At 73.2% G+C, this 26,407-nt stretch carries 27 protein-coding genes; 15 read left to right on the plus strand and 12 right to left on the minus strand.

Going from position 1 to position 26,407, the window contains the following annotated elements; all coding sequences use genetic code 11:
- The first annotated feature begins 208 nt into the window (after positions 1–208).
- From HFV08_RS14400 to HFV08_RS14415, 4 genes are all read left to right on the plus strand, one after another.
- Entirely contained in the window at positions 209–547 is a 339-nt protein-coding gene (locus HFV08_RS14400) for a hypothetical protein (RefSeq protein WP_168539461.1), read from the plus strand.
- A gap of 94 nt (positions 548–641) precedes the next feature.
- Entirely contained in the window at positions 642–1,922 is a 1,281-nt protein-coding gene (locus tag HFV08_RS14405; RefSeq protein WP_168539463.1) for a hypothetical protein, read from the plus strand.
- Positions 1,919–2,545, plus strand: coding sequence for a hypothetical protein (locus HFV08_RS14410; protein WP_168539465.1), 627 nt, complete (start codon positions 1,919–1,921; stop codon positions 2,543–2,545). The genes HFV08_RS14405 and HFV08_RS14410 overlap by 4 nt, the downstream gene beginning before the upstream one ends.
- The gene (locus HFV08_RS14415; protein ID WP_168539467.1) at positions 2,542–3,132 is read left to right on the plus strand and encodes a hypothetical protein; all 591 of its coding nucleotides are present in this window, start codon (positions 2,542–2,544) and stop codon (positions 3,130–3,132) included. Before HFV08_RS14410 ends, HFV08_RS14415 begins: the two co-directional genes overlap by 4 nt.
- A 101-nt stretch (positions 3,133–3,233) precedes the next feature.
- On the opposite strand, the gene HFV08_RS14420 is transcribed toward HFV08_RS14415, so the two are convergent.
- A complete protein-coding gene (locus HFV08_RS14420) occupies positions 3,234–4,571 on the minus strand; it encodes an ABC transporter permease (RefSeq protein WP_168539469.1) in 1,338 nt (445 codons plus the stop codon).
- Between the two features lie 5 nt (positions 4,572–4,576).
- Entirely contained in the window at positions 4,577–5,458 is an 882-nt protein-coding gene (locus tag HFV08_RS14425) for an ABC transporter ATP-binding protein (RefSeq protein WP_052482403.1), read from the minus strand.
- Positions 5,459–5,785: 327 nt separating this feature from the next.
- Here HFV08_RS14425 and HFV08_RS14430 point away from each other — a divergent pair, with 327 nt between their 5' ends.
- Together HFV08_RS14430 and HFV08_RS14435 are read left to right on the plus strand one after the other, a co-directional pair.
- Positions 5,786–6,433: a hypothetical protein gene (locus tag HFV08_RS14430; protein WP_168539471.1), complete on the plus strand. Its 648-nt coding sequence runs from the start codon at positions 5,786–5,788 to the stop codon at positions 6,431–6,433.
- Positions 6,421–7,416, plus strand: a complete 996-nt coding sequence (locus HFV08_RS14435) for a hypothetical protein (protein WP_168539473.1) — start codon at positions 6,421–6,423, stop codon at positions 7,414–7,416. The genes HFV08_RS14430 and HFV08_RS14435 overlap by 13 nt, the downstream gene beginning before the upstream one ends.
- A gap of 152 nt (positions 7,417–7,568) precedes the next feature.
- Here the strand turns inward: HFV08_RS14435 and HFV08_RS14440 are convergent, their stop codons facing one another.
- The 5 genes from HFV08_RS14440 to HFV08_RS14460 all read right to left on the minus strand — a co-directional run bounded on the left by HFV08_RS14440 (position 7,569) and on the right by HFV08_RS14460 (position 14,723).
- Positions 7,569–8,126 (minus strand): DinB family protein, encoded by a 558-nt coding sequence (locus tag HFV08_RS14440; RefSeq protein ID WP_168539475.1) that lies wholly within the window; start codon positions 8,124–8,126, stop codon positions 7,569–7,571.
- Between the two features lie 337 nt (positions 8,127–8,463).
- On the minus strand, positions 8,464–9,915 hold the full coding sequence (locus tag HFV08_RS14445) for a M28 family peptidase (RefSeq protein WP_168539477.1): 1,452 nt from the start codon (positions 9,913–9,915) through the stop codon (positions 8,464–8,466).
- Positions 9,916–10,132: 217 nt separating this feature from the next.
- Complete coding sequence (locus HFV08_RS14450; RefSeq protein ID WP_168539479.1) at positions 10,133–11,815, minus strand: helix-turn-helix domain-containing protein; 1,683 nt, start codon at positions 11,813–11,815, stop codon at positions 10,133–10,135.
- Positions 11,816–12,158: 343 nt separating this feature from the next.
- Positions 12,159–12,911: a type 1 glutamine amidotransferase gene (locus HFV08_RS14455; RefSeq protein ID WP_168539481.1), complete on the minus strand. Its 753-nt coding sequence runs from the start codon at positions 12,909–12,911 to the stop codon at positions 12,159–12,161.
- Positions 12,912–13,148: 237 nt separating this feature from the next.
- Complete coding sequence (locus tag HFV08_RS14460; RefSeq protein ID WP_168539483.1) at positions 13,149–14,723, minus strand: outer membrane protein assembly factor BamB family protein; 1,575 nt, start codon at positions 14,721–14,723, stop codon at positions 13,149–13,151.
- 184 nt (positions 14,724–14,907) lie between these two features.
- Here HFV08_RS14460 and HFV08_RS14465 point away from each other — a divergent pair, with 184 nt between their 5' ends.
- Together HFV08_RS14465 and HFV08_RS14470 are read left to right on the plus strand one after the other, a co-directional pair.
- A complete protein-coding gene (locus tag HFV08_RS14465) occupies positions 14,908–15,504 on the plus strand; it encodes a TetR/AcrR family transcriptional regulator (RefSeq protein ID WP_168539485.1) in 597 nt (198 codons plus the stop codon).
- A gap of 72 nt (positions 15,505–15,576) precedes the next feature.
- Entirely contained in the window at positions 15,577–16,200 is a 624-nt protein-coding gene (locus HFV08_RS14470) for a helix-turn-helix domain-containing protein (protein WP_168539487.1), read from the plus strand.
- Between the two features lie 40 nt (positions 16,201–16,240).
- On the opposite strand, the gene HFV08_RS14475 is transcribed toward HFV08_RS14470, so the two are convergent.
- From HFV08_RS14475 to HFV08_RS14485, 3 genes are all read right to left on the minus strand, one after another.
- Entirely contained in the window at positions 16,241–16,543 is a 303-nt protein-coding gene (locus HFV08_RS14475; protein WP_168539489.1) for a DoxX-related protein, read from the minus strand.
- A gap of 142 nt (positions 16,544–16,685) precedes the next feature.
- Entirely contained in the window at positions 16,686–17,717 is a 1,032-nt protein-coding gene (locus HFV08_RS14480) for a M56 family metallopeptidase (RefSeq protein WP_168539492.1), read from the minus strand.
- A 6-nt stretch (positions 17,718–17,723) separates the two neighbouring features.
- Positions 17,724–18,110 carry a BlaI/MecI/CopY family transcriptional regulator gene (locus tag HFV08_RS14485; RefSeq protein WP_168539494.1) on the minus strand — a complete coding sequence of 129 codons (387 nt, stop codon included), beginning with the start codon at positions 18,108–18,110 and terminating at the stop codon, positions 17,724–17,726.
- Between the two features lie 359 nt (positions 18,111–18,469).
- On the opposite strand from HFV08_RS14485, the gene HFV08_RS14490 reads away from it, so the two are divergent.
- The 6 genes from HFV08_RS14490 to HFV08_RS14515 all read left to right on the plus strand — a co-directional run bounded on the left by HFV08_RS14490 (position 18,470) and on the right by HFV08_RS14515 (position 23,743).
- Positions 18,470–20,104, plus strand: coding sequence for a PP2C family protein-serine/threonine phosphatase (locus HFV08_RS14490; RefSeq protein WP_168539496.1), 1,635 nt, complete (start codon positions 18,470–18,472; stop codon positions 20,102–20,104).
- The gene (locus HFV08_RS14495; protein WP_168539498.1) at positions 20,101–21,270 is read left to right on the plus strand and encodes a cobalamin B12-binding domain-containing protein; all 1,170 of its coding nucleotides are present in this window, start codon (positions 20,101–20,103) and stop codon (positions 21,268–21,270) included. Before HFV08_RS14490 ends, HFV08_RS14495 begins: the two co-directional genes overlap by 4 nt.
- On the plus strand, positions 21,267–21,623 hold the full coding sequence (locus HFV08_RS14500) for an STAS domain-containing protein (protein WP_168539500.1): 357 nt from the start codon (positions 21,267–21,269) through the stop codon (positions 21,621–21,623). The genes HFV08_RS14495 and HFV08_RS14500 overlap by 4 nt, the downstream gene beginning before the upstream one ends.
- A 198-nt stretch (positions 21,624–21,821) precedes the next feature.
- A complete protein-coding gene (locus tag HFV08_RS14505) occupies positions 21,822–22,703 on the plus strand; it encodes a SigB/SigF/SigG family RNA polymerase sigma factor (protein ID WP_168539502.1) in 882 nt (293 codons plus the stop codon).
- Positions 22,704–22,802: 99 nt separating this feature from the next.
- Positions 22,803–23,174 (plus strand): STAS domain-containing protein, encoded by a 372-nt coding sequence (locus tag HFV08_RS14510; RefSeq protein WP_168539504.1) that lies wholly within the window; start codon positions 22,803–22,805, stop codon positions 23,172–23,174.
- Positions 23,175–23,356: 182 nt separating this feature from the next.
- The gene (locus HFV08_RS14515; RefSeq protein WP_168539506.1) at positions 23,357–23,743 is read left to right on the plus strand and encodes an ATP-binding protein; all 387 of its coding nucleotides are present in this window, start codon (positions 23,357–23,359) and stop codon (positions 23,741–23,743) included.
- Positions 23,744–23,878: 135 nt separating this feature from the next.
- On the opposite strand, the gene HFV08_RS14520 is transcribed toward HFV08_RS14515, so the two are convergent.
- Both HFV08_RS14520 and HFV08_RS14525 read right to left on the minus strand, forming a co-directional pair.
- Complete coding sequence (locus HFV08_RS14520; protein WP_168539508.1) at positions 23,879–24,577, minus strand: hypothetical protein; 699 nt, start codon at positions 24,575–24,577, stop codon at positions 23,879–23,881.
- A gap of 161 nt (positions 24,578–24,738) precedes the next feature.
- On the minus strand, positions 24,739–25,908 hold the full coding sequence (locus HFV08_RS14525; RefSeq protein ID WP_168539510.1) for a phospholipase D-like domain-containing protein: 1,170 nt from the start codon (positions 25,906–25,908) through the stop codon (positions 24,739–24,741).
- Positions 25,909–26,064: 156 nt separating this feature from the next.
- Here HFV08_RS14525 and HFV08_RS14530 point away from each other — a divergent pair, with 156 nt between their 5' ends.
- Positions 26,065–26,307, plus strand: a complete 243-nt coding sequence (locus HFV08_RS14530) for a DUF6411 family protein (RefSeq protein WP_168539512.1) — start codon at positions 26,065–26,067, stop codon at positions 26,305–26,307.
- Positions 26,308–26,407 lie beyond the last annotated feature (100 nt).

The following is a 26,407-nucleotide window of genomic DNA, read 5'->3' on the forward strand; positions in this document are numbered from 1 at the left end:
GACAAGTGCGCAGAGCGCGGCGGCCGTGGTCCGGGATGAGCCGCCGCATGCCTCGCGGAGGGTTCTCCGCAGGGCTCTGACCGGGCGCCGAAGTGAGCCGGCCGCCCGCCGCCGAATGGGCGGTCCTCGGCGAGGACGGCGATCCGGTCCCCGGAAACCCCGAGGAGGTCGCGCGCCTCGGCCGCAGCCTCCGCAAGGCGTCGGCGAGATGGTGGACAGCGTGAAGGATCTCAAGGCGTTCAAGGACATCGGGGATCTGCGAAGTGCCCGCCTGTGGCGGGAAGCCGATTTGCGGGGCGGTGACCTCGGCCTGCACAAGCTGAAGGAAAGCCTCGATGAAGTCGATTCGTCACTGCGCTTCGATGTTGTGGTCAAGGGTCATCTGGACACGTTCCAGACGCAGACGAATATCTGGAAAGGCACGACCATCTTCGCCACCGCGGCAGACGCAGCCGACAAGGGTGAGCTCTTCGGTCTTGTCGGTGCCCCGGACGGCCTGTACGAGCTGACCGGCGTCAAGGACGCCACCACCACGGGCAATGGCTGACGGGCTCCCTGTACTGTCCGGCGTCGTGCCTGGCGGCGTGAACAGAGGTGACGAGAAAATGATCATGCTTCCCGTGGGGCAGCATGCTCCGGGCTTGGACATCGTGCGTCGCGTACGCCTGCGTGCCGAGCCGGGTGTGCTGTTCAGGACCGACCGGCGCGGCCGTGAACGCCGCTATGAGACCGCCGGGGGCGGCCTGGCAGCCGTCAGATATTTTCCGCCTGTCGAGGACGAAAAGGGAAAGGAGCCTCTTTTCCCGGAACGCTGGGGTACGGCTGTTTTCGAGGACGCCGAAGGGCGACCGGTGCTGCAGATCCCGCTCGCCCAGTGGTTTCCCGAGGCCGATCGGCTCGGCACCCTGTTCCTGGACGAGGCCGAACACCTCGACCGGTCAGGACTTTCCGGCCTTGTGCGGGAGCTGGGGATCCCTCTGCACACCGAGGCGAAGAGTTTGCGGGACATGCCCTCGGCTTACCAGCGGCATCGAGGGGTCTACTTTTCGCTCAGGGCTGTTCCCCTGTTCTGCGAGTTGCTGCGCGGGGTGTCCATGCTCTTCTTCATCGCGGCATTCATCACGGTCATGGTCTCCGATGGGCCTAGCGAGACGGCGTACGCCGTCGCCTCCGGAAGCTTGTTCGTCGTTCCCGCAACTCTCGTCCTGAGCAGTGTCGTTCTGCGTCGTCGTGCGCCGGATCGGGTGCCGCCAGGGCCCGGTCTCCTGGTGCGGCCCATTCCGGAGCCGAGCCCTGCTGTCACCCATCGCTTCCTCACTGTCCCGTTCGTCAAGGTGCTTCCCGAATACGTCGTCCTCACGGATTCCACCGGGCGGGAGAGCTGGTTCGCCCGCGAGGGCAGTGCTGCAGTGAGTCAGGTGACAGTGGTCTCCGACACGGAAGGCGAGAAGCTCGCCGTCGAGTTGCAGGGTCCCGGCGAGCAGGTCCGCGCGATGCTTCCCTGGCGCTGGTGGTTCGGGGGTACGGGCGGCGAACGCTCCTGGAAGAGCCTGGTCGACGCACTCGGCCTGCCGGTGAAGCACCGGGTCGAGGAGCACGAGACGGACATGGCGCATTCCCTGGGCGTACCGCTGGGTGCGGATATGCGGGGCCGAGCGCCGCTGGCACCGAAGGACGCCCGCTCCGCGACGCGTTCGAGCGAAGGCGCAGCCGCCAGAGGCGAGTGGGTCCTCCTGCTCTTCGCCGCCATTTTCCTCCCCGGACTCGGCCTTGGCCCCGATGACCTCGTGCTCTTCCTCGCAGGAGTGTTCTCCGCCCTCACCTTTCTCCTGATCCTCATCCCCTACGCCACCCACCAACTCCGCAGCCGGCTCCGCCTGGACCGGCCCGCCGCGGCGCACGAACCGGAGTCCACCGCGTGACCGAGCCACACGAGGCCAGTGCCACCCCCGCGGACTACCGTCTGCTGCTCCCCGAGGGCTGGTTCCGGCTCGCCCTGGAGGAGGAGCGACGCGCGGCGTCCGTCGAGGCCCTGGTGGACCGGCAGTTGAGAGGCGCCGACCATCTCGCCTATCTGCGGCCCCAGTTGCGCGCCGAGCTGATGGCACGGGCCGAGGAGTCCTACCGCGGCGGTGGCATCGAGCTGTATCTGAGCCTGCAGCAGGCGGGGGCGTTGACGATCCCGGCCTCGCTGCTCGTGACGCTGCTGCGGCCGGAGCCCGGCAGGGCACTGCCCCGCCTCGACGACCTGGCCCAAGAGCTCGCGGCGGAGGCGCAGCCGGGCCGGGAGGTGTCCATGGAGAAGACCGCGGCGGGCCGGGCCCTGCGGGTGCGCCGCGAGATCCGTACTGAGGAGGAGACCCAGCAGGGGGAGAAGCAGGAGCAGTACGCCTTCGACTCCGTCACCGTCGACTACCAGCTCGACATCCCGGGCGGCCAGGGGCAGTTGCTGCTGACCTTCTCTACCCCTCTGGTGCAGCTCGCCGAGGCGATGACCGAACTCTTCGACGCCATCGGGGGTTCCCTGACCTGGAGTTCCGCATGAGCGACCTCAATCTGCTGAGTGTTCTGGTGCCGGAGGACTGGGTCACGCTGCCCGGGGCGGGGACCTCGCTCTCCCGCTGGTCGCGTGCGACCGCGGAGGAACTGGCGGCACGGGGACGTGCGGCCGGGCATCCGATGGACACGAAGCCGCTGCGGGCGGACCTCAAGGCCTGGGCGAAGGACAGCCGGAGCCGTGCCCCGCTCAGCGCCTCGCTCTACTACCCGGACGGCTTCGAAGAGGCCCTGGCGCTCGTCGAGGTGCAGGTCTTCGTCCCCGACGAGACCCTGCCCGTGATCACCCTGGACTGGCTCGCGGAGACCTTCGGCGCCTCCGATTTCGGCCCGCCCGAGGTGACCCGGGTCGAGGTCCCCACCGGCCCCGCCGTACGGATCCGGCAGAACCTGGCGATGGAGTCCGCGGGCCGGAGGACCCCCGGGGTGCTGCGCGAGACCCTGACGTACGGCATGCTCCCGCACGGTTCGACGAGTGCGGTGATGCTCATGGCCTCCTGGTCGGCCCCCGGTGTCGCCGGGGAACTCGAAGCCGTGGTGGACGAGATCGCCCGCCGCCTGGAGGCCTCTGTCTGACCAGGGTGTGCGGACACCGGCAGGGCCGCCGGGGATCCCCCGCACCCCAGCGGCCCTGCCCGTCTTCCCCCCACGTACTGGAAGCCCCGTACCGAAGCCCCTCAGCCCGCCACCGCGACCGCGGCCACCGCCGGGGTGCGCAGGGTGCGGCGGGTGGTGCCGAGGCAGGTCAGGAGGGTGGCGGCGGCGCCTACCGCGAGGACGCCGAGCCAGAGGGCGTAGACCTGGTCCGGCAGAGCGGTGTCGGTGCGGACGCTGGTGAAGGCGAGGGTGCCGGCGAGGCCCGCGAGGGTGCCGAAGAACGTGCCGGTCAGGGTGAGGAAGAGGCCCTCGAAGCCCACCGTCGCGAGCACTTGGCGCGGGGTGGAGCCCGCGAGGCGCTGGCGGCCGAACTCCTGGGTGCGGTACGAGGTCGCCGCGTACAGGGAGTTGATCAGCATCAGGCAGGCGAAGGCGGCGATGATGCCGACGACCGTGAGGTTCAGGGTCTCCAGGTTCTTGTCGTCGACCGACTTGGTCAGGCCCGATGCCGCGAGCGCGTCGTTCTCGACGGTCTGCATGGACAGCGTCGCCGCGGCCACACCGGTGAAGAGGATCAACGGCATGAGGACACCGGCCAGTTGGGCGGCCCGCTGGCGCATGTTGTGCACCGCGAGGTACGCGCCCGCCCCGCCGAGCCGGGCCAGCGGCCGGGCGAACCAGCCGAGCAGCAGCCGCAGCAGATGCGGCGAGAAGACGGCGAAGCCGACCGCGAGCAGGATCGCGCCGTAGGCGGGCGCCGCCATCAGCGCCGGTTCGGTGGCGTCCATCGAGAAGGTGGCGGCGACGCTCCCGGCACCGAGGACCAGGGCCGCGGCCCCGCCGAGGACCCGCAGCCGGCCGCGCGGCGCACGGCCGCCCGCAAGTGCCCGGGTGGCGCGGCGCACCGCGAGGAAGGCGGCGCCGACCGCGGCGAGCAGGGTGATGGCGAAGCCGGAGGAGAGGGCGATCGGACCGAAGGCGAAGTCGACGTCCTGCCCGACCTGGCCGCTGTCCTGGAACATGCCGAACAGGGCCCGCCCGCCGAGCATCGCCGGGCCGACGGCGAGCAGCATCCCGGCCGTGGCCACCACCACCGATTCGCCGACCACCATCCGCTTGATCTGCGCGGGCGTCGCCCCGGTGCTGCGCAGCAGGGCGATCTCCTCGCCGCGCTGGCGCACATTGACCGTGAGGGTGGAGGCGATCGCGAAGAAGACGAGCAGGGTGCCGTAGCCGCCGACGACGCTCGCCGCGGTGGTGAGGGTCTCCGCGCTGGTGTCGTCGACGCCCGCGCCGGCGGCGGTGTCGTGCAGCGAGTTGAAGGTCATGGTGACGCCCGCGCCGAGGAGGGCGGCGAGCAGCGTGGCCAGGAAGCGCGCGGGGCGCTGCCGTACGGACTTCCATGCGAGGGAGAACATGCGGGTCAGGCCCCCAGTCGGATCGTGTGGTCGGTGGCGGTGCCCGGGGCGGGGTGGCCGGGCGCGGCGGGGTACGGGCTCCGGGCGCCGCCCTGCGCGAGGTCGCCGAGGTGGGCGAGGCGCTCCGCGACGGCGTCCACGCTGGGCGACTGCAACTGTCCGGCGAGGCGCCCGTCGGCGAGGAAGACCACCGAGTCCGCGTAGGAGGCGGCGACCGGGTCGTGGGTCACCATCACCACGGTGCGCCCGTGCACCCGTACCGCCTGCTGGAGCAGCCGCAGCACCTCGCGGGCGCTGCGCATGTCCAGGGCGCCGGTGGGCTCGTCCGCGAAGACCACCCGCGGCTCGGTGACCAGCGCCCGGGCGATCGCGACCCGCTGGCGCTGGCCGCCGGAGAGCTGGTCGGGCCGGTGGCCGAGCCGGTCGCCGAGGCCGACCTGGGCGAGCACCTGCTCGGTACGCGCCCGGTCGATGCGGCGGCCCGCGAGGCGCAGCGGCAGGGTGGTGTTCTGCGCGACGGTGAGCGTCGGCAGCAGGTTGTACTGCTGGAAGACGAAACCGATCCGGCTCCGGCGGAACTTCGTCAGCTCCGCCTCGCTGCCGCCGGTCATCTCCTCGCCGTCCACCATGACCAGGCCGCTGTCCGGCCGGTCGAGCCCCGCCGCGCACTGCAGCAGCGTCGACTTGCCCGAGCCCGAGGGCCCCATGATCGCCGTGAAGCTCCCGGCGGGCAGGCTCAGCGTCACCTCGTCCAGCGCGGTCACGGAGTTGTCCTGCGGACCGCCGCCCGCCCCGCTCCCGTACCGCTTGCTGACCTTCACCAGCCGCAGGGCCTCCGGGTGCCCCGCCCGCCCGGCCCTCGCACCGCGGTTCCGCTTCCCGAACATGCTGTCCCCTTCCGTCCTCCGGCGCCCGGTGCGCCTCGTCTTCGACGTTACGGACGGTGAACGCCGGCCACATTGGGCCCACGACCCGGATCGGGGGTGGTGCTGAGTACACCGGGAGAAGGGGGGAAGTTCCCGGCGTCCGGGGCCGCCCGGGCTCACGCCGGGTCACAGCTCGGTCGCCGTGGGGCGGGTCGGGTCTGTCGCCCTCTGCGTTGCATCGGTAAAGTCGGGCGGGTTCAGGCCTACGGGGGGCGCACCACTATCGGCACGGCCCGGCCAGCCACGCTCCCGCGAAGACCCTTATGAGCTACGGGAGTTGGTTGCACGATGAAGAAGCGCACGACCGGCGGAGCCCTCGCCGCCGCCCTCGCCGCCCTGCTCCTCACCGCGTGCGGAGGCTCCGACGACAAGGACTCCGACGAGATCGAGGGCGCGGGCAAGGAGTCCCCTTCGACGTCGGCGGAGGCCAGTCCTTCGGGGTCGGCAGAGGCGGGGGCGCCGGAGTTCGACTTTCCGAGTGATGTGACGGTGACGATCGCCGCCAAGCCCACCGGGGACAAGGTCAAGGACGCCGTGGTGCGGGATGCCGGCTACGCGAACCAGGCGATCAAGCTGGCGCTGGCCAAGGGCGATCCGGAGCTGCCCGTCTTCCAGGACTACGTGATCGGCCAAGCCTCCTCGGACTGGCGGCAGAGCGTGGCGGACTTCAAGAAGAAGGGCCACACCGTCACCGGGAAGGTCGAGTTCTACGACTTCAAGGTCACCGGGGTGAAGGGCGAGAGGGCGACGGTCACCTACTGCGAGGACCAGAGCCACGCCTACCGGAAGGAGATCGCGACCAAGAAGGTGCTCAAGACCGAGGTCACCAAGAACAGTTACACGGGCCACGCGGACACGCTGCAGAAGGGCCCCGAAGGGAACTGGCGCCTGATCGACCAGTTCTACGAGGAGGGCGCGGCGACATGCCAGCGTTGATCGGCGCACGCGGTGCGGCCGCCCTTCTGCTGAGCGGCGCCTGCGTTCTGGCGGTCGCGGTCCCGGCCGCCGCGGACCTCAACGACCGTCCGCCCCAGACGAAGCCCTCGGGCCCCTCCGACGAGATCGGCTCCCAGGTCAGCTTCACCTACCGCTCGTCCGCGAAGTCCGGCAAGCCGATGGCTCCGGCCGGGGGCAACTGGTCGCCTCCCGCCTGCTGGTTCGAGCCGAAGTACAACCCGAAGGATTTCGAGAAGGAACTCGCCTCGCACAACTACGGGGGCGGGAGCGCCGGTACGGACATCCACAACGAATACTTCGAGGAGACGGACGGCAAATATCACCAGGGGGACAAAGGCTCCTGGTACAAGCTGGTGAAGAACCCCAACACCAGCTATGAGGAGTACGGCAGCCGATGCCGCACCCTACGGCTCTACGAATGGGTGGGCCCCGCCGACCCGCCGCCGCCGGGAAGCCCGGTGATCACCCCGGAAATCCTCGCGGGCCTCGCCTACAACCACACGAAACTCCCCACCCCGCCCGTGAAACTCTCCCCCGACCCGGGCCGCCTGAAGGTCAACCTCCCCACCAAGGTGGCCTTCGAGGGCGGACTCGACCGGGTCTCGGTGACCGCGAGCATCGACGCCATGGGCGTGGACCTGGCCGCCACCACGGTCGCCACCCCCAAGCAGTTGCGCCTGGAGGCCGGTACGGAGTTCGCCGACCCGCAGACGTGCACCTACGACCTGGTGAAGAGCGGCGGCACGTACACCGTCGACTCGGGTGACTCGGGGTGCCTGCTGACCTACCGCAAGTCCTCCGGGAACGGCACCTACGACCTGAACGCCTCGATCACCTGGGACGTCACCTGGAACCCGACCGCGGGGCCGGACGGGGCGCCCGTCCACGACGACCTCCCGGACGGCGAGACGGAGAACGACATCCCGGTGACGGTCAAGGAGATCCAGTCGGTCAACCGGTAGGCGACCGGCGAACAACTATCAGGTACGGAGCTTGAGTTGGGCGGGGGCGGTGTGACCGCCCCCGCCCCCTCCGGAGCTCCGCCCCCTCCGGAGCTCCGCCCCCTCCGGAGCCCCGTCCCCGTCGCGGGCTCTGCCCCACCCGACCGCGCGGGCTACTGCCCCACCCGCCCGTCCACGCACTCGCGCAGCAGGTCGGCGTGGCCGCAGTGGCGGGCGTACTCCTCGATGCGGTGCACCTGGAGTTCGCGTACCGAGGTGCCGTCCTTGCCGAGGCGTTCGCCGAGGTCCGGGTGGGCGGCCAGGGCGGCGTCGGTCGCCTCCTGCTCGCGGGCCAGGTCGGCATAGGCGGCCTCGACCACGGACTGCTCGCCGAGGGCCTCGTCGAAGTCCGCGTCCCGCGCGCCGTACAGCTTCGGCAGCGGCTCGCCCTCGGTGATCCAGTTGCGCCAGTCCCGCTCCGCCTCGGCGAGGTGCCGGAGCAGGCCGAGCAGCGACATGGTCGACGGCGGGACCGACCGGCGGGCCAGCTGCTCGGGGCTCAGCCCCTCGCACTTCATCCGCAGGGTCATCCGGTAGCCGCTCAGGAAGTCGAGGAGGGTGGCCAGTTCACCGTCCGGACTGGCCTCGTTGTTGCGCGGATCGTCGTCCGGGTCCGCCCACATATCGGGGTATACGGTCGCCTGGCTCCATCGTGCGGGGAGGTCACTCATGCGGTCCCTGTCCGTCCGTGCGGGCCCGGACACACTGCTGCCCGGGAGTGCGGTGAGGTGGGCCTCGCGCCCGGCGAGCGGAAGGGCGGGCGCGGCCGGGGACCCCGTCGGTACGGGATCCGGTCCGGCAGTCTAGGACGGGACGAACGGGTGCGCGCGGGATTATTTCGCGCCCTGGGGCGGTCGGCGGGACGGCGGCAGCCGGAGGGCCGGTGACGGGGGTTGCCCGTCACCGGCCCGGTGCGTGAACGTGCCGAGGTGTCCGGCGAGGTCCGGTCCTCCTCGTCTCCTCGTCCTCCTCCTCGTCCTGCTTGTCGTCTTCTCGTCCGCCTCGTCGTCAGCTGGTCCGCAGGGTGACGTCGTCCAGGACGAAGCTGGTCTGGAGGCTGGCGTCCTCGGTCGCGCTGAAGGTGAGGGTGAGCTGCTGGCCCGCGTAGCCGCTCAGGTCGAGGGTGCGTTCGGTGTAGCCGCTCGCGGCGTCGGTGTTGGACCAGGTGGCCAGCGTCGAACTCCCCGCCCTCACGGTCAACTTGTCGTACACCCGGCGCTCCGTCTCGGCGGTGTCGATGTGCAGCCAGTACGACAGGGTGGCCTTGGTGCAGCCCGCCGGGACGGTGACCTGCTGGGTGAGGGTGTCGGTGGCGCCGCGGCCGTGGCCGCCCAGCCAGGCGCTGCGGCTGCCGCCGTGCGCGGGCTGACCGCTGTGCGCGCCGATGGTGCCGGTCGAGCCGGTCCAGGGTGAAGTCCCGCTCTCGAAACCGCTGTTGCCGAGGAGCTGAGCGGCCTGGCAGGTGGTCGGGGCGCCGCCGGAGACGGCGACCTTCCACAGGGTGTGGGCGATGCCGTCGACGCTGCGGTCCAGGCCGGTGGCGTTGATGTTGCTGGTGGTGTCGCAGGAGGAGTGGTAGCAGCCGTCGTAGGCCGCGTTGGCGGTGCCGCCCCACTTGGCCTGCTGCGCGGAGGTCTTGCGGGCGCTGGCGCCCATCGCGTAGCCCGAGGTGGGGATGGAGTACTGCTCGAAGGAGTAGTCGTCGCTGCGGCCCGCGCCCTCGCGGTTCTCCTCCGGCTGGAGGTTCAGCGAGTCCCAGTACTCCTTCATCGGCGCGGCGGCCGAGGAGGTGATGTGGTTGATGAAGTAGCCGCCGTTGGTCGAGGCGATCATGTCGAAGTTGTAGTACGCCTTGATCGCCGAGCGCTGCGCCGAGGACAGTGAACGGACGTAGAAGTCACTGCCGTTGAGGCCCTGCTCCTCGTCGGTCCACCAGCCGAAGCGGACCTTGTTGGTCATCGTCGGGTTCTGCGCGGCGAGGGTGAGCGCGGTCTCCAGGAGGGCGGCGCTGCCGGAGCCGTTGTCGTTGATGCCGGGTCCGGCCGAGACGCCGTCCAGGTGGGCGCCGAACATGTAGACGTTGGAGGCGTTGCCGCCGGGCCACTCGGCAATCAGGTTCGGCCCCGCGCCGCTGGAGCAGCCGGAGGTGCAGGGCTGCTCGGTGACCGTGTAGCCGGCCGCCTGGAGCTTGCCCTTCACATAGGCGACCGAGTCGCGGTAGCCCTGTCCGGTGGAGCGGCGGTTGCCGCCGTTGTTGGTGGCGATGGTCTGGAACTGGCTGAGGTGGGCGCGGACCTTGGCCACGTCGATGTCCGGTGCGGCCAGGGCGAGTTGGTCCGCTGCGGAGGCCGAGGGGGCCCGGTCGGCGGGCGCGGCCCCGGCGGTGGCGGCGGGCAGGGCGGCGAGCCCCAGGGTCACCGCGAGCGAGAGTCCGGCGAGGCCCAGTCTTCGTAGCACCATGGCTCCTTGGGGGGTGAGTGCGGCGGGGGTGGTGGCCGGTGGCGATGGCATGTCCCTGCCTGAATGTCGGGACGGTCGCACCGGGCGCGCGGCCCGGTCAACGGAATCGGGCCCCTCCCGCCCAGCGGTCAAAAAGCGGCAAGTTCCGCCCGGTATCCGGGCAGGGGGCTGGGCGCGACAACTGCGCGGGTACGCACCGAAGCAGTCGGCCGTACCGCTACCCGCGCACCGGAGCCGTCGGCGACTCCTCCGCGCGGAGGCGGTCGCGGAGGTCCCGTACCTCGGGCAGCTGGGGCCAGCGGGAGGCCAACCTGCGGTGCAGGCCTGTGAGTTCGGCGGTGACCAGGAGGCGGCCGGAGCGGGCGGCGGCGCCGAGGACCGGTGTCAGGGTGGCCAGTGCGCCGTGGGCGTCGCCCGCGCAGGCCCGGGAGTCGGCGAGGCGCAGGCTGAGCAGCAGGTGCACGGGCTGCGTCCGGTCGGGCGCGAGCCGCAGGGCGTGCTCGGCGGCGCGTACCGCCTGCCGGGCCGCGGGGCCCCGGCCGCCCGCCGCGGCGAGATCGCGGTGCGCCCCCGCGAAGGCGCTCTGCACGAACAACTCGCCCTGGGAACCACCCAGCCAGGGCACCTCGGCGAGATCGTCCGCGTCGAGCCGCGCGAACCAGCGCCGTGCCAGGGCGAGTTGGGCCGCGGTGCCCGAGGCGGCGCCTAGCTGGGCGAGGGCCCGGGCCTGGTAGAGGTGCGAGAGCAGGATCCGCCAGTGGCGACCGCCATCGGCCAACTGACCTGTCCCGACAAGGGCGTTCAGCGCCTCGGCATGAGCCAGCGAGGTGGCCGGGTCGCCCTCGAGGCGGCTGAGGGTGCAGACATCGGTGAGCAGCACGGCGTGCGCCGCGGCGTCGCCGCTCGCCTCGGCCCAGCGCAGCCCGTGCGAGAACCAGAGCATCGCGAGCCCCGTCTGCCCCCGGTGCAGCCGCAGCCGCCCCGCCGTCTGCGCGTAGTGGGTGGCCAGCCGCAACTGCGCGTACGGGGTCCGGCCCGCCTCCCCGATGCCCGCGCCCCAGGCCACGAGCGCGCGCAACAGCTGTTCCACGAAGCCGAGTTGAGCGCTCGGCAGGGGAGCGGAGTCCGCCTTCGCGCAGTGGTTGAGCAGCGCGGTGAGGGCGTGCAGGAGGTCCGGGTCCTCGGGCAGCGGGGGCGTTCGGGCGGCCCGCAGCACGCTGTCCACAAGCTGGGGAAGAGCGGCCGCCTCGGGTACCGCGCAGTCGGCGGGTCCGTGCAGCGGGCAGGGGGTCCCGCCCACCGGCAGCCGCGAGGGCCAGTCGTCCGCGAGCCCGGCCGGCAGCGGCAGGCCCCCGCCGCCACTCCGGCCCCCGCTGCCGCCCCGGCTGCCGGGCCCGCCCGGGAGGGTCCCGCCGAGCAGGGCGCCGCCGAGGCCCGCCCCGCCGAAGACGCCGGGTGCCGGGAGCGGCCCGGGGGCGGAACGGGCGGCCGGCGGCCCATCCCGGCCCACCCACAACTGGCCTTCCGCAGAGTCCAGTTGCCCCTCCGCCCGCTGTTGCCCCTCCCCGGCCCGCAGCCCCTCCTCGGGCCCTCGCAGCCGTTCCCCGGCCGTCCGCAGCCGTTCCTCAGCCGCGCGCAGCCGTTCCTCGGCCGCCCGCAGGGCACCCCCGGCGCCGAGTGCCGCGTCGAGGCGGTCGACCAGGGGCGCGGCCAACTCCCTTTGCCCCGACTCCCATTTGCTGATCAGACTGTGGTGGTAGCCCACCCGCGCCCCGAGCTGCGACTGGGTGAGCCCGGCCCGGCGCCGGTGGTGCCGCAGCAGCTCCCCGAACTCGGCCCAGCCCGCCGGTACGGGTCGCCGTCCGGTCGTTCTGCGGGGCGTGGCATCGCTGACGGGCATGTCCGCTCCTCGGTCCCGGCGCGCACGGCACCGGCGTACTCGCAAGCCACCGGACGGCGCCCGGCGCAGCCGGCCCCAGTCAGCTCGGTTCACAAGGTAGAGGACTCGCCCTCAGTCGTACATATGGCGTGGTCTCGGTGAACGGAGGGAGAAAGCGGGGGAGTTCGGGACGGCGCCCGGCTGAGCGGCAGCGGACCCCGCACTGCGGAACCCGCCGCAGGCCTGGGGCATCCTGGACGAGGCGGTGTTGCACCAGGGGGTCGGCGGCCGGGACGGCATGGGGGATCAGCTCGCGTATCCATGGAGCTTCCGCTCTATGGAGCTTCCGCGTTCACGGCCGCTGTCAGGCGCGGGGCCTTCGAGGTGCCGGGGGTTTGATCCCTCTCCGTACCAAGGTCCCGAAGTTCGCCACGAGTTGGCGGGCCGCGCGGGCGGAGTCGGGTTCCGACTCCTCGGCGTGGGAGCGGAGTCGGGTCAGGTCGAGGCCGTCCGCGCCGAGGGCGGCCTCGGACCAGTGGGCGAGGCGGTCGGCGCCCACCTCGGGGTGGAACTGCACGCCCCAGGCGCTCTCGCCGAGCCGGAAGGCCTGGACGGGGCAGGGCTCGCTCTGGGCCAAGTGGACTGCGCCGGGCGGGAGTTCGGTGATCTGGTCGCGGTGGTTCTGGATCGCGGGGAAGACCGGGGGCAGGCCGTTCAGGAGCGGGTCGGCGGCGGCCTCGGGGCGCAGGGTGATCCGGCAGGAGCCGCGTTCGGGTGTGCCGTGGGCGCCGAGGACGGTGCCGCCGTGGGCCGCGGCGAGGACCTGGGCGCCGAGGCAGATGCCGAGGAGCGGGACGCCCTGCTCCACCGCGCGCCGGGCGAGGAGCCGCTCGGCGGGCAGCCAGGGGTGGCGGGCGTCGTCGTCGGGGAGGAAGCCGCCGCCGAGCAGGACGACGGCCGCGTACCCCGCCGGGTCGTCCACCCCCGCGCCGCCCTCGGCCTCGACCGCGGTCAGCCCCTCCTCGCGCAGCCAGGGAAGCAGTCGGCCGGGTCCGCTGCGGGGGCTGTTGCGGACGACGAGGACACGGGGCGCGGCGGCGGGGTGGTGCGCGGACATCCGGACACCCTACGGGGCGGGGCGGGGCAAGGGCACGGGTGGGGAGAGCGAGGGCGACGGGGGTGGAGAGCGAGAACGACGGGGTGGAGCGCGGGGGCGGTGTTGGCGCACCTGCTGCTGCCGTTCCGCGCCGCCCCCCCCGCCGTTCCGCGCTGCCCCCTCGGCCGTTCCGTGCCGCCCCCGCCGCCCGCCCGCCGCCCCCCCCCGCCCCCGCGCCGCCGGGAATCCGGTGAGTGGCTAGGCCTCCGGCCCGAATCCGTACGCCAGATGCTGCTTGACGCTGCCGCCCGCGGGGTCGCCGAGCAGCGGGCTGCCGACGTACAGCCTGCCGTGGGTGAAGCGGAGGTCGGCGTACTCGGGGGTCAGGCCGATCGGGCCGTCGGGGGAGGTCAGGAGGGTCTCCTGGGTGCCCTTGCGGGGGTCGACCGAGACCACGGAGACGTCGGTGCCGCTCTTGTAGGCGAGCAGGCGGGGGCCGTCCATCCGCAGCGGCAGCAGGGTGTTGCCGTCGCCCGCCTCGAAGCGGTCGCGGGTGGGCTTTCCGTCGGCGAGGGAGAAGGAGACGATCTCGTTCCAGTAGCCCTTGCCGTGGGCGCGGCTCCTGGTGGGGACGTAGAGGCGGTCGTTGCCGACGGCGAGGGAGCGGCAGCTCTGCGCGATCTCGGCGCCCCGGCAGGAGTGCTGGAACCTGTCGTCCTCGAGCGTGATCCGGTAGCGGAGCCTGCCGCGCGCGTCCAGGGAGAAGACGTCGTCGATGCCGGTGAGCGAGGTGGTCCCGGTGTCCACCCCGAGGACCACGGGGTCGGTGGAGAGGACCTTGGGCGCGGTGGCGCCCGCGGGGAGCCGGTACCGCCACGCGTTCCTGCCGGTGTCCGGGTCGATCAGATGCGCCTCGAACTTCCGCTTGCCGAACGGCCCGCAGACCCGTACGGCGACCAGTCGCGGCCCGCCGCCGTAGCCGCGGTCGCCGCATTCGCCGGCCTCCGGCTCCCAGCGCAGGCTCCCGTCGGCGAGGTCGAAGCCCGCGCCGCCGTGGATGCCGCCGGCGGCGACGGTGTCCTTGCTGATGACGACCTGGTCGAAGGGTGTCTTGCGGGACTGGTACTCGGCGGTGAAGGACTTCGACCAGACCCTCTTGCCGGTGTCCAGGTCGAAGGCGAGGACCTCGGTGCAGGGCGCGGGGTAGCCGCGGTCGTCGAGCGGCTCGTCCTGGACGACCACCGCCGCGACACCGCCCTTGCCGACCTGCGGAGAGCCCCCGCAGGAGGCGCCCTTGAGCGGCAGCGACCAGAGCTTCTCGCCGGTGGCCGCCGCGTACCCGGTGATCTCCCGTACCGAGGTCTTCGCGTAGACCCGCTCGGTCAGCCAGGAGCCCTCGGCCTTCCAGGTCGTCTGCTTCGTCACGCCGCCCGGGATCCTCGGGAACTCCGGCACCAGGGCGTGCACGAGGGTGGCCGCGGTGGGGTCGGCGGGTGCCTTCTCCTGCGGCTTCTGCTGTGCGGCGCCCGGGAGTTGACCTTCTCCGGAGGGCTCGGCCCGGGGGCTGTCACCGTCCTGGCCGCGGTCCGCGAGCAGATACCAGGTGCCGCCCGCGATCAGCACGGCCAGCGCGAGTACGGCCGCGAGGAGGACCGCCGGGCGTCCACCGCGGCGCGGGCCGCCTTCGGCGGGGGCCTGCCCGGGCCGCGGCGGCGGGGTCGGCGGAGTCGCCGGGCTCGGCGGGCCGAAGTCCTGCGGGGGCGGGCCGAAGGAGCCGCCCGGCGGGGGTCCGGCGGGCGGGGGTGGGACGGGTGCGGAATCGTGCGCGTTCATGGCGGCGAAAATAGGCCCGTTGACGATTGATCGGAGGCATTTTCTAGAAAAGTTCTCCAAACTGTTTCTGTGTGTTTCTGTTCTAGGCTGTGCGGCATGAGTGAGGAAAGCGGAACCCGGAAGTCAGAACAGGGGGCCGCGGCGGCGCGCGGTGGTCCACGGGCGCGGGGGTGGGCGGTAGGCGATGTCGCCTAAACAGCAGCGCGGTGAGGCCACCGTCGACCGGATCCTGGACACCGCCCTGCGGGTCTACGCCGAATCGGGCCAGCAGGGCTTCACCGTCAACGCCGTCACCAAGGCGGGCGGCGTCAGCTTCGGCAGCCTCTACCACCACTTCGGCAGCTTCGACGGCCTCGCGGCGGCCCTCTACACCCGATGTATGGAGGAGCTCTTCGACGCGATGACCGCCGCCGTCCTCCGCTCCCGCACCGCGCGCACCGGCGTACGGGCCCTGGTCCGGGCCTACTTGGACTTCACCGTCGAGCACCGGGAGGCCGCCCTCTTCCTGCACGCCTCCTCCTACTCCGGCTACCTCTCCGCCCACGCCCGGCAGATCCGCGAGGCCCGGGACGCCAAACTCGCCCCGATCAGCGCCTGGTTGGAGCCCCGCGTCCGCCGCGGCGAACTCGCGCCGCTGCCCCCGCAGCTCATCGAGATCATGGTCATGGGCCCCGTCGCCGAGGCCGCCCGCCGCTCCCTGTCCAGCACCTACGACGTGGACCTGAACCAGGTCGCACGCCTGCTGCCGGATGCGATCTGGCAGTCGTTGCGGCCGGGGTGAGGGAGGACTCCCGTCGGGGGGCGCGTGCTGCCGATGCCGCAAAGAGCCTTGCCGCTCTGGCAAACTTCCGGCATGGCGCCCGACCCGACGGAAGACAGCGATCTCGACCGGACCCTCACCGCGGTCGGCCCCCGGCTGCGTGCGCTGCGCAGGCAGCGGGAGGTCACGCTGGCCGATCTCTCCCGGAGCACCGGGATCTCGGTGAGCACCCTCTCCCGGCTGGAGTCCGGCGACCGCCGCCCCAACCTGGAACTCCTGCTGCCGCTCGCCCGCGCCCACGGCGTCACCCTCGACGAACTCGTCGGCGCCCCGCCCACCGGCGACCCGCGCATCCATCTGCGCCCGCTGACCCGGCACGGCATGACGATGGTGCCCCTGACCCGCCGGGCCGGCGGCATCCAGGCGTACAAACTGGTGATCCCGGCGGGCAGCAACCGCAGGGAGCCCGACCCGAAGACCCACGAGGGCTACGAGTGGCTCTACGTGCTCAACGGCCGCCTCCGAGTCCTCCTGGGCGAACGGGACTTGACGCTCACCCCCGGCGAGGCCGCCGAGTTCGACACCCGCGTCCCGCACTGGTTCGGCGGCGCCGATGCCCAACCGGTGGAATTCCTCAGCCTGTTCGGCAGCCAGGGGGAACGGGCGCATCTGCGGGCGCGGCCCAAGTCAGGTCGGGCGGAGGGGAGTTCAGCCTGAGAGCGGGTCGTGCCGAGGCCCGCCGCCCGGACCGGGGGCCTCAGCGGTTGGCCAGCGCCCGTGAGGCCAGCCAGGCCCCGTACGCCGCGAGGCCGAGGGTGCCGAGGCGGCGGGTGCGGGGGCTGGCGAGGGCGAGGCCCAGGGCGAGTTCGGTGGCGCCGTTGCGGTAGATCCACTGGCGGGTGTCCTCGGGGAACACCTTGGCGGACAGCGGCTCGAAGGCCGCGGGGACGGCGAAGTGGGCCGCGCCGGTTCCGGCGAGGGCGAGGCCGAGGAGGCGGTTCCTGGAGCCCTTGGAGCCCTTGGAGCCCTTGGTGTTCGGGGAGTTCTCGGAGCCGGACATGCGGGGCCTTCCCTGGAGGGGCCGGGGGCGGGGCGGGCGGTCGCGGGACCGCTCGGCTGCGGGGAGTCTATCCAGGTGTGCCAATGGTTGGGAGTGCGAAGAATCTCACTCCCGGGCCCGCGGTCCGTACGCGCGCCGTGCCTCACATCGGCGTAGCCGCCTTCAGGAGGAGGAGCATGGTCATCGTCGAACTCGCCGAGGACATCGCGGAGACGGCCGTGCCGACCGCCGCGCCGTAGGCGGCGAGGCCGACGGCGCTGAAGACGGACGGGCGCCGGGAGACGGGCGCCGGTGCGAGCAGTGCGGCCACCCGGCGCGGCACCGGCCCGGGGGCGGCGAAGCCGGGGAAGACCGGAACAGTCGACATCCCCGAGCCCGACCCCGAGCCCGACCCCGAGCCCGACCCCGAGCCCGACCCCGAGCCCGATCCCGAGCCCGATCCCGAGCCCGGCCCCACCCCTTCCCGCCCCGCCAGCGCCGCCTTGCCGATCGCCCGGGCGAGGGTGCGGCGGTTGCCGATGGTCTGGGCGGCGGCTTCGTCGGCCCAGCGTTCGGTGGCGTACTCGACGGCGGCGCGCAGGGGGCGCAGGAAGGGGTTGGCGCGGGCGGCGAGCTGGACCGCGAGGAGGTAGCGGTGGTGGTGGGCGGCGAGGTGGGCGCGTTCGTGGGCGAAGAGGGCGCGGCGCTCGGGGGCGTCCAGGGAGCGCAGCATCCCGGTGGTCGCGAGGACCCGGCCGGGGGCGTCGGCGGTGCCGGGCAGGGCGTAGGCGTAGGGGGCGGGGTCCGGGAGGACGGCGACGGTGCGGCCGGGGAGTCCGTGCAGGGCGCGGTGGGCGCGCAGGCGCAGTTCGCGGCGGCCGCTCAGCAGGCGGGCGCAGGAGAGGGCGAGGACGAGCAGGGCCGGGATGGCGACCTTGCCCGCGATCTCGTCGCAGGGGACGGCCGCGCGTACCTCGGGGTCCGACCAGCCGTCCGGCAGGGGGTTGCCGGGGAGCTGGGCGGTGCCGACGACCACCAGGAGGCCCAGGCACAGGGTGCTGCAGGCCGCCATGACCGCGGCCACCACGGTCAGCAGGCGGGTGGCGGTCCGCGGGTGGAGGCGCTGCTCGGCGAGGCGCGCGACCGGCCAGGCGGTCAGCGGGAGGACGAGCGGGAGGAAGACGAAGACCCCCATCGGACCTCAGCCCTCCCGCTGGTCCTCGGCCTGCCGCAGCAGTTCGCGCAGCAGCCGCTCGTCCTCGGCGGGGAGCGCGGTGACGAAGCTGGCGAGGACCGCGCCGCGGTCGGCCTCGTTGTTGAGCACCTTGTGCATGCGGTGCGCGGCGAGGCCGGCGATGTCGGCGGCCGGGGTCCACAGGAAGGAGCGCCCCGAGCGCTCCCGGGTGACCACGCCCTTGGCGAGCAGCCGCGTCAGGATGGTGACCACGGTGGTGTACGCGAGCCCGCCGCCCAGCTGCTCCTTGAGCCAGCCCGCCGTACGGGGGCCGTCCGCGGAGCGCAGGGCCGACAGGACCAGCACTTCGAGTTCGCCCTGCCTCCTGCGGGAACGCTGCCCCTCGCCGGTCATCCCCCGGTCTCCTTCCCGCCTGTGGCCGGTCCGCCGGTGCGCCCGGCGGCCGCCGTGCCGGTGCCCCGCTCGCGGGGCCTCGCACCCGGTGTGCGACCTCACACCCTATAGAGGGGAGGCCGGCCCGCCAGGTGCCCGGCGGCCGGGCACCCGCCCGCGGAGCGGCCCTGACCCCCGCCGTGACCTGGGCCGACCTGCGATTCTTGCCGCTCGGCAAGTGTTCCGCGATAGTGGCCTGATCAGGACTTCCTCGTCGCGGGGAGGTCCCGGGACGCAGGAGTTCCGCTCCCACGGAAGTCCTGCCACGCTGGAGTTCCCCACTTACGGAAGGCGGCAGCCCCGGCCACGGGGCGACCCCATTGCAGGCATCAAGCAGCGGTTCCCAGGATGTCGACCGGGCCCCCTCCGGTCCGGCACAGGCCTGGCGGAACGCGCCGTGCCCCGTCGTCGTCACCACCGGCGGCGGCGCCCTCGCGGACCTCAACGGCGCCGCGGAACTCCTCCTCGCCGGGGCCCGCCCCGGCACCCCGCTCGCCGGCACCCCGCTGTCCTGGCTCGCCGGGGCGCACCCCGCACCCGGGCCGGACGCGGGGTCCGGACCGGTCGGCGGCCGGGTCGGGGAGCGCAGCTTCGCCGCGTACCCGACCGGCGGCGACGGCGGGGACACCGTCTGGTGGCTGCTCGACGACACCGAGGAGCAGGCCGCGCGGACCGCGCTGCGGGAAGAGCGGGAGCGCTCCGCCTTCCTCGCGAGCGCCTCGGACGAACTGCTCGCCTCCCTCAACGTCGACCGCTCCATGGAGACCGTCGCGCGGCTCAGCGCCCGCCACCTCGCCGACGCCGCCGTGGTCGTCGCCCCGCCGAGCGGCCGGTGGCTGCCGGTGACCTACGCGGACTCCTCCGGCGAGGTGACCTTCCGGCGGCTCGGCGCGCAGGCGGAGGACGTGCCGGGGCTGCGCGAGGCACTGCAGGGCTTCCCGCCGGTGCCCTCGCGCTGGATCGACCCGGCCGCCCTGCCCGACTGGGCGGTGCCCGAGGGCTTCGCGGGGCCGGTCGGCTCGGTGGTGATCACCCCGCTGCCCGGGCACGGGGTGCCCGCGGGCGCGCTGATCCTGCTGCGCCGCAGCGGGACCGCCGCCTTCAGCGACGGCGAGGAGACCTTCGCCCGGCTCTTCGCGACCCGGGCCGGGGCCGCGCTCTCCGCCGCCTCCCTCTACTCCGAGCAGGCTCGCGTCACCCGCACCCTGATGCGGGACCTGCTGCCGCCGCGGCTGCGCCAGGTGCACGGGGTGGAGTTCGCGGGCGGCTACCGCGCGGCCGAGCACCGCGAGCGGGTCGGCGGCGACTTCTACGACGTGCACCCGGGCGGCGCCGCGGACCAGGAGTCCTTCGTGGTGCTCGGCGACGTCTGCGGCAAGGGACTCGACGCCGCGGTGCTCACCGGCAAGATCCGCAACACCCTGCACGCCCTGCTGCCGCTCGCGGGCGACCACGACCGGGTGCTCAACCTGCTCAACGACGCCCTGCTCAGCCTCCAGGACACCCGCTTCGCCACCCTGGTGCTCGCCTCCGCGGTACGGGACGGCGAGCGGGTGCGGCTGCGGCTGACCAGCGCCGGGCACCCGGCGCCGCTCCTGGTGCGCGCGGACGGCCGGGTGGAGCCCGCGGAGACCCACGGCAGCCTGGTCGGCGTGCTGCCCGCGGTGCGCAGCGTCACCGCCGAGGTCAGCCTCGCGCCCGGCGAGACCTGCCTGCTGTACACGGACGGGATCACCGAGGCGCGCGGCGGCCCCTTCGGGGACGAGCTCTTCGGCGAGGAGCGCCTCCAGGAGGCCCTCACCGAGTGCGCGGGCATGCCCGCCGAGGCGGTGGTCGAGCGGGTCCAGATGCTCGCCGCCCAGTGGACCGGCGGCGGGCGCAAGGACGACATGGCGGTCGTCGCCGTCACCGCCCCCTACCCGGGCGGCGGCCCCGGTGAGCGGGCCGGGCGATGAGCACCGGTCCGGGCACGGCGGATCCGGTCGGCCCCCCGCACCCCCCGCCCGCCGGGGCCGACGGCCTCGAAGCGGCCCGTACCCGGCTCTGGGAGGCCGTCCGCGTCCGGGACGCCGAGGGCGCCACGGCGGCCGTGCACGCGCCCCTGGACCAGGGGTACGACATGGAGTCCGTCCTCCTGGACGTGATCGCCCCGGTGCAGGCGCGGGTCGGCCGCGAGTGGGCCGGGAACCGGATGACGGTGGCCGAGGAGCACGCCGCGACCGCCCTCAACGACCGGGTGGTCGGGGCGCTCTCGGCGCATCCGGCGTCCCGGCCCGGGGCCCCGCGCGGCCGGGTGGCGGTGGCCTGTGTGGACGGCGAGTGGCACGCGCTGCCCGCCCGGCTGCTCGCGGAGGTGCTGCGGGTGCGCGGTTGGGAGGTCGACTTCCTCGGCGCGCACGTGCCCTCCGCCCACCTGGTGGACCATCTGCACACCACCGGCCCCGACGCGGTCGCCCTCTCCTCCTCGCTGGCCACCCGGCTGCCCACCGCGCACGCCGCCGTCACCGCCTGCCAGGCGATCGGCGTCCCGGTCCTGGTCGGCGGGGCCGCCTTCGGCGCCGAGGGGCAGTACGCCCGGCTGATCGGCGCGGACGCCTGGGCGCCGGACGCCCGGGGCGCGGCCGGGCTGCTCGCCGCCGGGCTGCCGCGGCCGGTGCCCAAGGGCGGGGGCCAGCCGGTGGACGCGCTGCCGTATCTGGCGGACCAGGAGTACACCATGGTCGGCAGGACGCGGCCCCGGCTCGTCCGGCAGGTCATGGGCGGTCTGGAGACGCGCTTCCCGGCGATGGCGGAGTACGGCGCGGCGCAGCGGCAGCGCACCGCCGAGGACCTGGCGCATGTGGTCGACTTCCTGGCCGCGGCCCTCTACACCGACGACGACCGCCTCTTCGGGGACTTCCTGGTCTGGACCGCCGGGGTGCTCAACTCCCGTGGCGTGCCCGACCGTTCACTGGATCCGGCGCTGGAGCTGCTCGCCGGGATCCTCCAGGACTTCCCGCGCAGCAACCGCATCCTCGCCGCCGGGCTGGCCTCCCTGGCCGCCGCCCGCGGCGCCGTGGACGAAGGCCGCCCGCCCGGCCGTACCACCGAGAACCCCCCGGAGACCGAAGAGTTCGCATGACCTCTCTGCCGACCCCCGCCTTCGCGCTGCGGTCCCACACCGAGGGCCCCCGGCACGTCCGCCTGACCGTCACGGGCGAACTCGACTGGGAGACCGCCGACGAACTGCTCACCGAGGTGCGCGCGGTGCTCGCCGGGCACCCCGAACTCGCCACGCTGCGGCTGGACTTCGCCGCTCTGGACAGCTGCGACTCGATGGGCCTGTCCGCGCTGTTGATGGTGCAGCGCGAGTGCGCCGCCGCCCGGGTCCGGCTGCACCTGGACGAGCGCCCGCCCGCCTTCGAGCGCCTGCTGCGGGTCACCGGCACCCTGGCCCATCTGACGGGCGAGGAGCCGGAACCGCCGCCCGGCTGAGGCCCGCGCCCCCGGCGCCCGCCCGAGCGGCCCCGTACCGGAGGCCGTACGGAATCCACGTCCCGAATGCCCGGAACGCGTACGCCTGTTGGTGTCTGGAACCCCAGAAGATGAGACGTGGCTCACACGCATCATTACGGGACCCGGGGGCACAACGGATGCAGAGATCGATTGGACGGTCGCGAACGGAGCAGCACCATGGTGATCAGCGAGACACGTGCCGGGCAGGTCCTCAGTGGCGGCGAGGCGGGAGTGCGGGACGCGCTGCCGGTCGTCGACGACCCGCGCAGCACGGCACCCGCGGATGCCCGGGAGCTGAGCCGCCTCTTCTTCGCCCGGCTCCGTGAACTGGAGGAGGGCACGCCCGAGTACCAGTACGCGCGGAACACTCTGATCGAACTCAACATGGGACTCGTGCACTTCGGGGTCCGGCGCTTCCGCAGCGGCGCCGTGGAGACCGAGGACATGGTCCAGGTCGGCATGATCGGGATGATCAAGGCCATCGACCGCTTCGACCTGAGCCGCGAGGTGGAGTTCGTCACCTTCGCGATGCCCTACATCACCGGTGAGATCAAGCGGTTCTTCCGGGACGCCACCTGGGCGCTGCACGTGCCGCGCAGGCTCCAGGAGCGGCGCCAGGAACTCGCCCGCGCCCAGGACGACTTGATCTCCCTGCTCGGCCGCGCCCCGCGCACCGCGGAGCTGGCCGAGGTCATGCAGATCCCGGAGAAGGAGGTCGCCGAGGCGCAGCGCGCGGCCAACGGCTACCACACCCAGTCCCTGGACGCCCCGATCGGCTCCGAGGGCATGCACCGCGCGGACCGCCCGCTGAGCGAGATGGTCGGCGGCGAGGACCCCACGTACGAGCTGATCGAGAACTGCCACGCGCTCGGCCCGCTCCTGGCCGAACTGGCCCCGCGGGAGCAGGAGATCCTGCGGATGCGGTTCGCCGAGGAGCTGACCCAGGCGCAGATCGGCGAGCGGATCGGCGTCTCGCAGATGCAGGTCTCGCGGCTGCTGACCCGCACCCTGGGCCGGCTGCGCAGGCAGCTCCTGATCGACGAGTCGCCGCGTGTCTGAGCGGTGGTGGGCCGGTCCGGCGGGCCGGGGTGACATGCGAATATTTCGGTGCCTGGGCCGTACCGTGCCCACGGTGAGCGGTCGGGGCTTGGGGAGAGCATGTACGGCGATCCGGAGATCGTGACGTCCGATGTCACCGGGCCCACCGGGGAACGCGTCCTGCTCGTGTCGGTCCGCGGCGATGTGGACTACGACAACGGGGACGCCCTGGAGAAGGCGCTGCGGGAGCGCCCCGAGGGCGCCGCGCACCTGGTGCTCGACCTCTCGGGCACGGGCTTCGCGGACTCGACGATCCTGCACCTGCTCCTGGACGCCCAGCGCGCGCACCGTGCGGCGGGCGGCTCCCTGGTGGTCGCCGGGCCCTTCTCGGACATCGTGCAGCGGCTCTTCCAGGTCACCGGGACGCTGACCTTCTTCACCGTCGCGGAGAGCGTGGACGAGGCCATGGATCTCTTCGGCGCGGAGCAGTGAGTCCGGTGGGTCCGGTGCGCCGAGTCGGAGCGGCGGGCGCGGTCGGTGCCGCCGGAGCAACGGGGGACGCGGACGGTCCGCGGACCGGGGAGACAGCCGGACCCGGCCTGGGGCCGCGGAGACGAGCAGCAGGGGAGAGCGGCATGACGGGGGAGCGGATGTGTACGGGTGAGGTGACGGTGGTGCCGCAGCGAGGCCGGGCGGTGCCCGCGAGCGCCGCGGAGGCCCGGCAGGAGGTCGAATTCCTGCTCTACGACAGGTATCTGACCGGTTCGGCCGCCGCCCGGCAGTCCTCCACCGACGCCCTCCTGGTCACCTCGGAGCTGGTGACCAACGCGCTCGTCCACGGCGGCGGACTGACCGGCTTCCGGGCCGAACTGGTCCCCGGCGGGCTGCGGCTCACCGCCCAGGACCGCAGCGCCGAGCTGCCCCGGCTGCGCAGCGAGCCCCGTGACCTGCTGCCCGGCGGCTACGGCTGGCCGCTGATCCACCGCCTCGCCCAGGAGATCACCCTGCGCCTGCTGCCCGGCGGCGGCAAGCAGATCAGCCTCTTCCTGCCGCTGGACTGAGCCCGCGCATCCGGTCCCGCGTATCCGGCGGTGCTCCCGCGCACCCGGCGCCGGGTGCGCGGGCCGCCCGCTCCTGCGCTGACAGACCTGATCCTGGCCTGCTCCTGCTCCTGGCCTGCTCCTGGCGGACCTGCCCTAACAGGCCTGCTGGGGCCCGGAGTTCTCGGTGCCCACCCGGCCGACGGCCGTCTCGTCGCCGAGGCCGGTGCCCGCGGCGTGGCCGATGTAGCAGGAGTACTTGGTCTTGTTGATCACTTCCAGGTGGATGTGGGCGCCGGTGTCGCCGTTGACCTGGTAGCAGGAGGAGTAGCGGAAGCGGCCGGTCTGCCCGAGGCGGGTCCAGGGGCCCACGGTCGCGCCCACCGCGATCTCCGCGGGCTTCTGGTCGACGTGCATGACGTCCGCCCGGCCCACCACCGTGCCGGTGGCGTCGTCGACCGCCTCCAGGCCGATGCGCCAGCCGCCGTCGGCGAGGTCGCCGGTGGCGCAGCCGGGGGTGACGGTGACCACGTGCACGGAGACCGGGTTGCCGGCCGCGGTCTTGCTGCCGAAGGGGGAGACCACGGTGGCGCCCGGGTTCTGGTAGATGTCCACCGCCCAGTCGTTCAGATAGCCCCAGTTGGAGAAGACCCGGTGGTGCGAGGAGGCCGGTGCCTCGCCGAACCGGTCCCAGGTGGAGGCGCCCTGGATCGGCGGGTACACGTTGATCGTGTCGGCGGCGGCGAGCCGCGGCTGCGCGCCGGAGGCGGCCGGGGAGGGCGGCGCGCTCAGCAGGACCGCGCAGGTGCCGAGGGCGGCGGCGAGGGTGACACGGGCGGTGGTCAGGAGTCTCACGAGTTCTCCGGGTGTGGGGGACGGGAGAGCCGTCGGGCGGCGGCGCGGGGCGGGCCCGCGGCCGCCGGTGCCCGTCGGCCGTGCGGTGACGCGTGAGTAAAGCACCGTCGTCGTGTCCATGCCAGACCGCGGGCGCCGGGTCCGCCGCCTCGCCCGCCGCCTCAGAGGTAGCGGCGAATCGGGCGTACCGCGAGTTCTCGGGCGCGCTGCGCGAGCGGGCGCGTGCGCCAGCGCGCGGGGTCGATCCGGGCGCTGTTGCCGAGGTCCTCCGCGAAGTGCGCGTCGAGGGTGGCGGTCAGCCCGGAGTCGATGACGGCGAGCATGACCTCCTCGTCGTGGTCCAGGGAGCGGCGGTTGAAGTTGGTCGAGCCGACCAGCGAGACCTCTCCGTCCACGGTGATCACCTTGGTGTGCAGCATGGTCGGCTGGTACTGCCAGATGCGCACCCCGCAGTCGAGCAGCGCCCCGTAGTGGTGCTGTCCGGCGAGCTGGCAGACCCGCTTGTCGGTGTACGGGCCCGGCAGCAGGATCTCCACCTCGACCCCGCGCCGGGCGGTGGCGCACAGCAGCTCGATGAAGTAGTGGTCCGGCGCGAAATAGGCGGTGGCCAGCCGGAACCGGTGCTGGGCGGACTCCAGGACCACCCGGAGCAGGGTCTGCATGTCCTGCCAGCCGAAGCTCGCCGAGCCGCGGACCACCTGCACCACCGCGTCCCCGGCCGGGGGCAGTTCGACGAAGCGGTCCCGGGAGTCGAAGAGGGTCTCGTGGCACTCGGCCCAGTTCTGCGCGAAGGCGGCGGCCAGCCCGTCCACGGCGGGGCCCCGGACCTCCACATGGGTGTCCCGCCACTCCTTCGGCCCGCGGGCGTCACCGCACCACTCCTCGGCGATGCCGACGCCGCCGGTGAAGGCCTGCCGCTCGTCGACCACCAGGACCTTGCGGTGGCAGCGGTGGTTCTGCTTCAGCGGGGAGATCCAGGCGGGCCGCCGGAACCAGGAGACGTCCACCCCGGCGCGCGCCATCAGATCGAGCTGGTCCTGCTCGATGAGGCGGCTGCCGAAGCCGTCGAGCAGCAGCCGCACCCGCAGCCCGGCGCGGGCCCGGTCGGCGAGGGCCTCGGCGAACTCGCGGGCGATGCCGCCGGTCCAGTAGACGAAGGTCATCATGTCGACGGTGTGCTCGGCGGCGCGGATGGCCGCCAGCATCGCGGGGAAGATCTCGTCGCCGTTGCGCAGCGGCCGGACGCTGTTGCCCTCCGTCGCCGCGATGCCGATCAGCCGCTCCAGGCGGCGTCTTATCTCGGTTCCGGGCGGGGTCTCGGTGCTGGTCATGGTGTCCTCGGGCTTCTTCGGGGAGGGGGTGGGGAGCGGTCCGTCCGCGGTCCGTCTTGTTTCCGGGTACGCGGCGGGGGCAGCCGATGAATGCCGAACGGCAACGGTTCGCCCGGCACACAGTAGCCAGCGGAGCCGTGAGAGAGGACGGACATCATGATCATTATCGGAATTGTGGGCATCTGCCTGGTTCTGCTCGTCCTCGCCTTCCTGATGCCGCGCTTCTCGCGGCACCCGGAGCGGGGCACTCAGAAGGCCCTCGGCCTGGGCACCCGGACCGGTGGCAAGGCGCCCGGCCCGCTCGGCCGCCTGCTGAGCAAGCCCTTCCGCAGCAGCCAGAAGGCGGTGGGCCGCAGCGGCTCGGCCGGCCGCCGGGGGCGCGGCAAGCTGCCCTTCTGACCTTCCGCGGGACCCGCCCGGCCGTCCTTCCACGGGACCTGCCCCGCGGCTCCGGGCCCTTGAGCGCCCGGCACCACCCCCCTGGGGGTGGCCTGACTTC

The organism is Streptomyces physcomitrii (genome assembly GCF_012273655.1).
Taxonomy (GTDB): domain Bacteria; phylum Actinomycetota; class Actinomycetes; order Streptomycetales; family Streptomycetaceae; genus Streptomyces; species Streptomyces physcomitrii.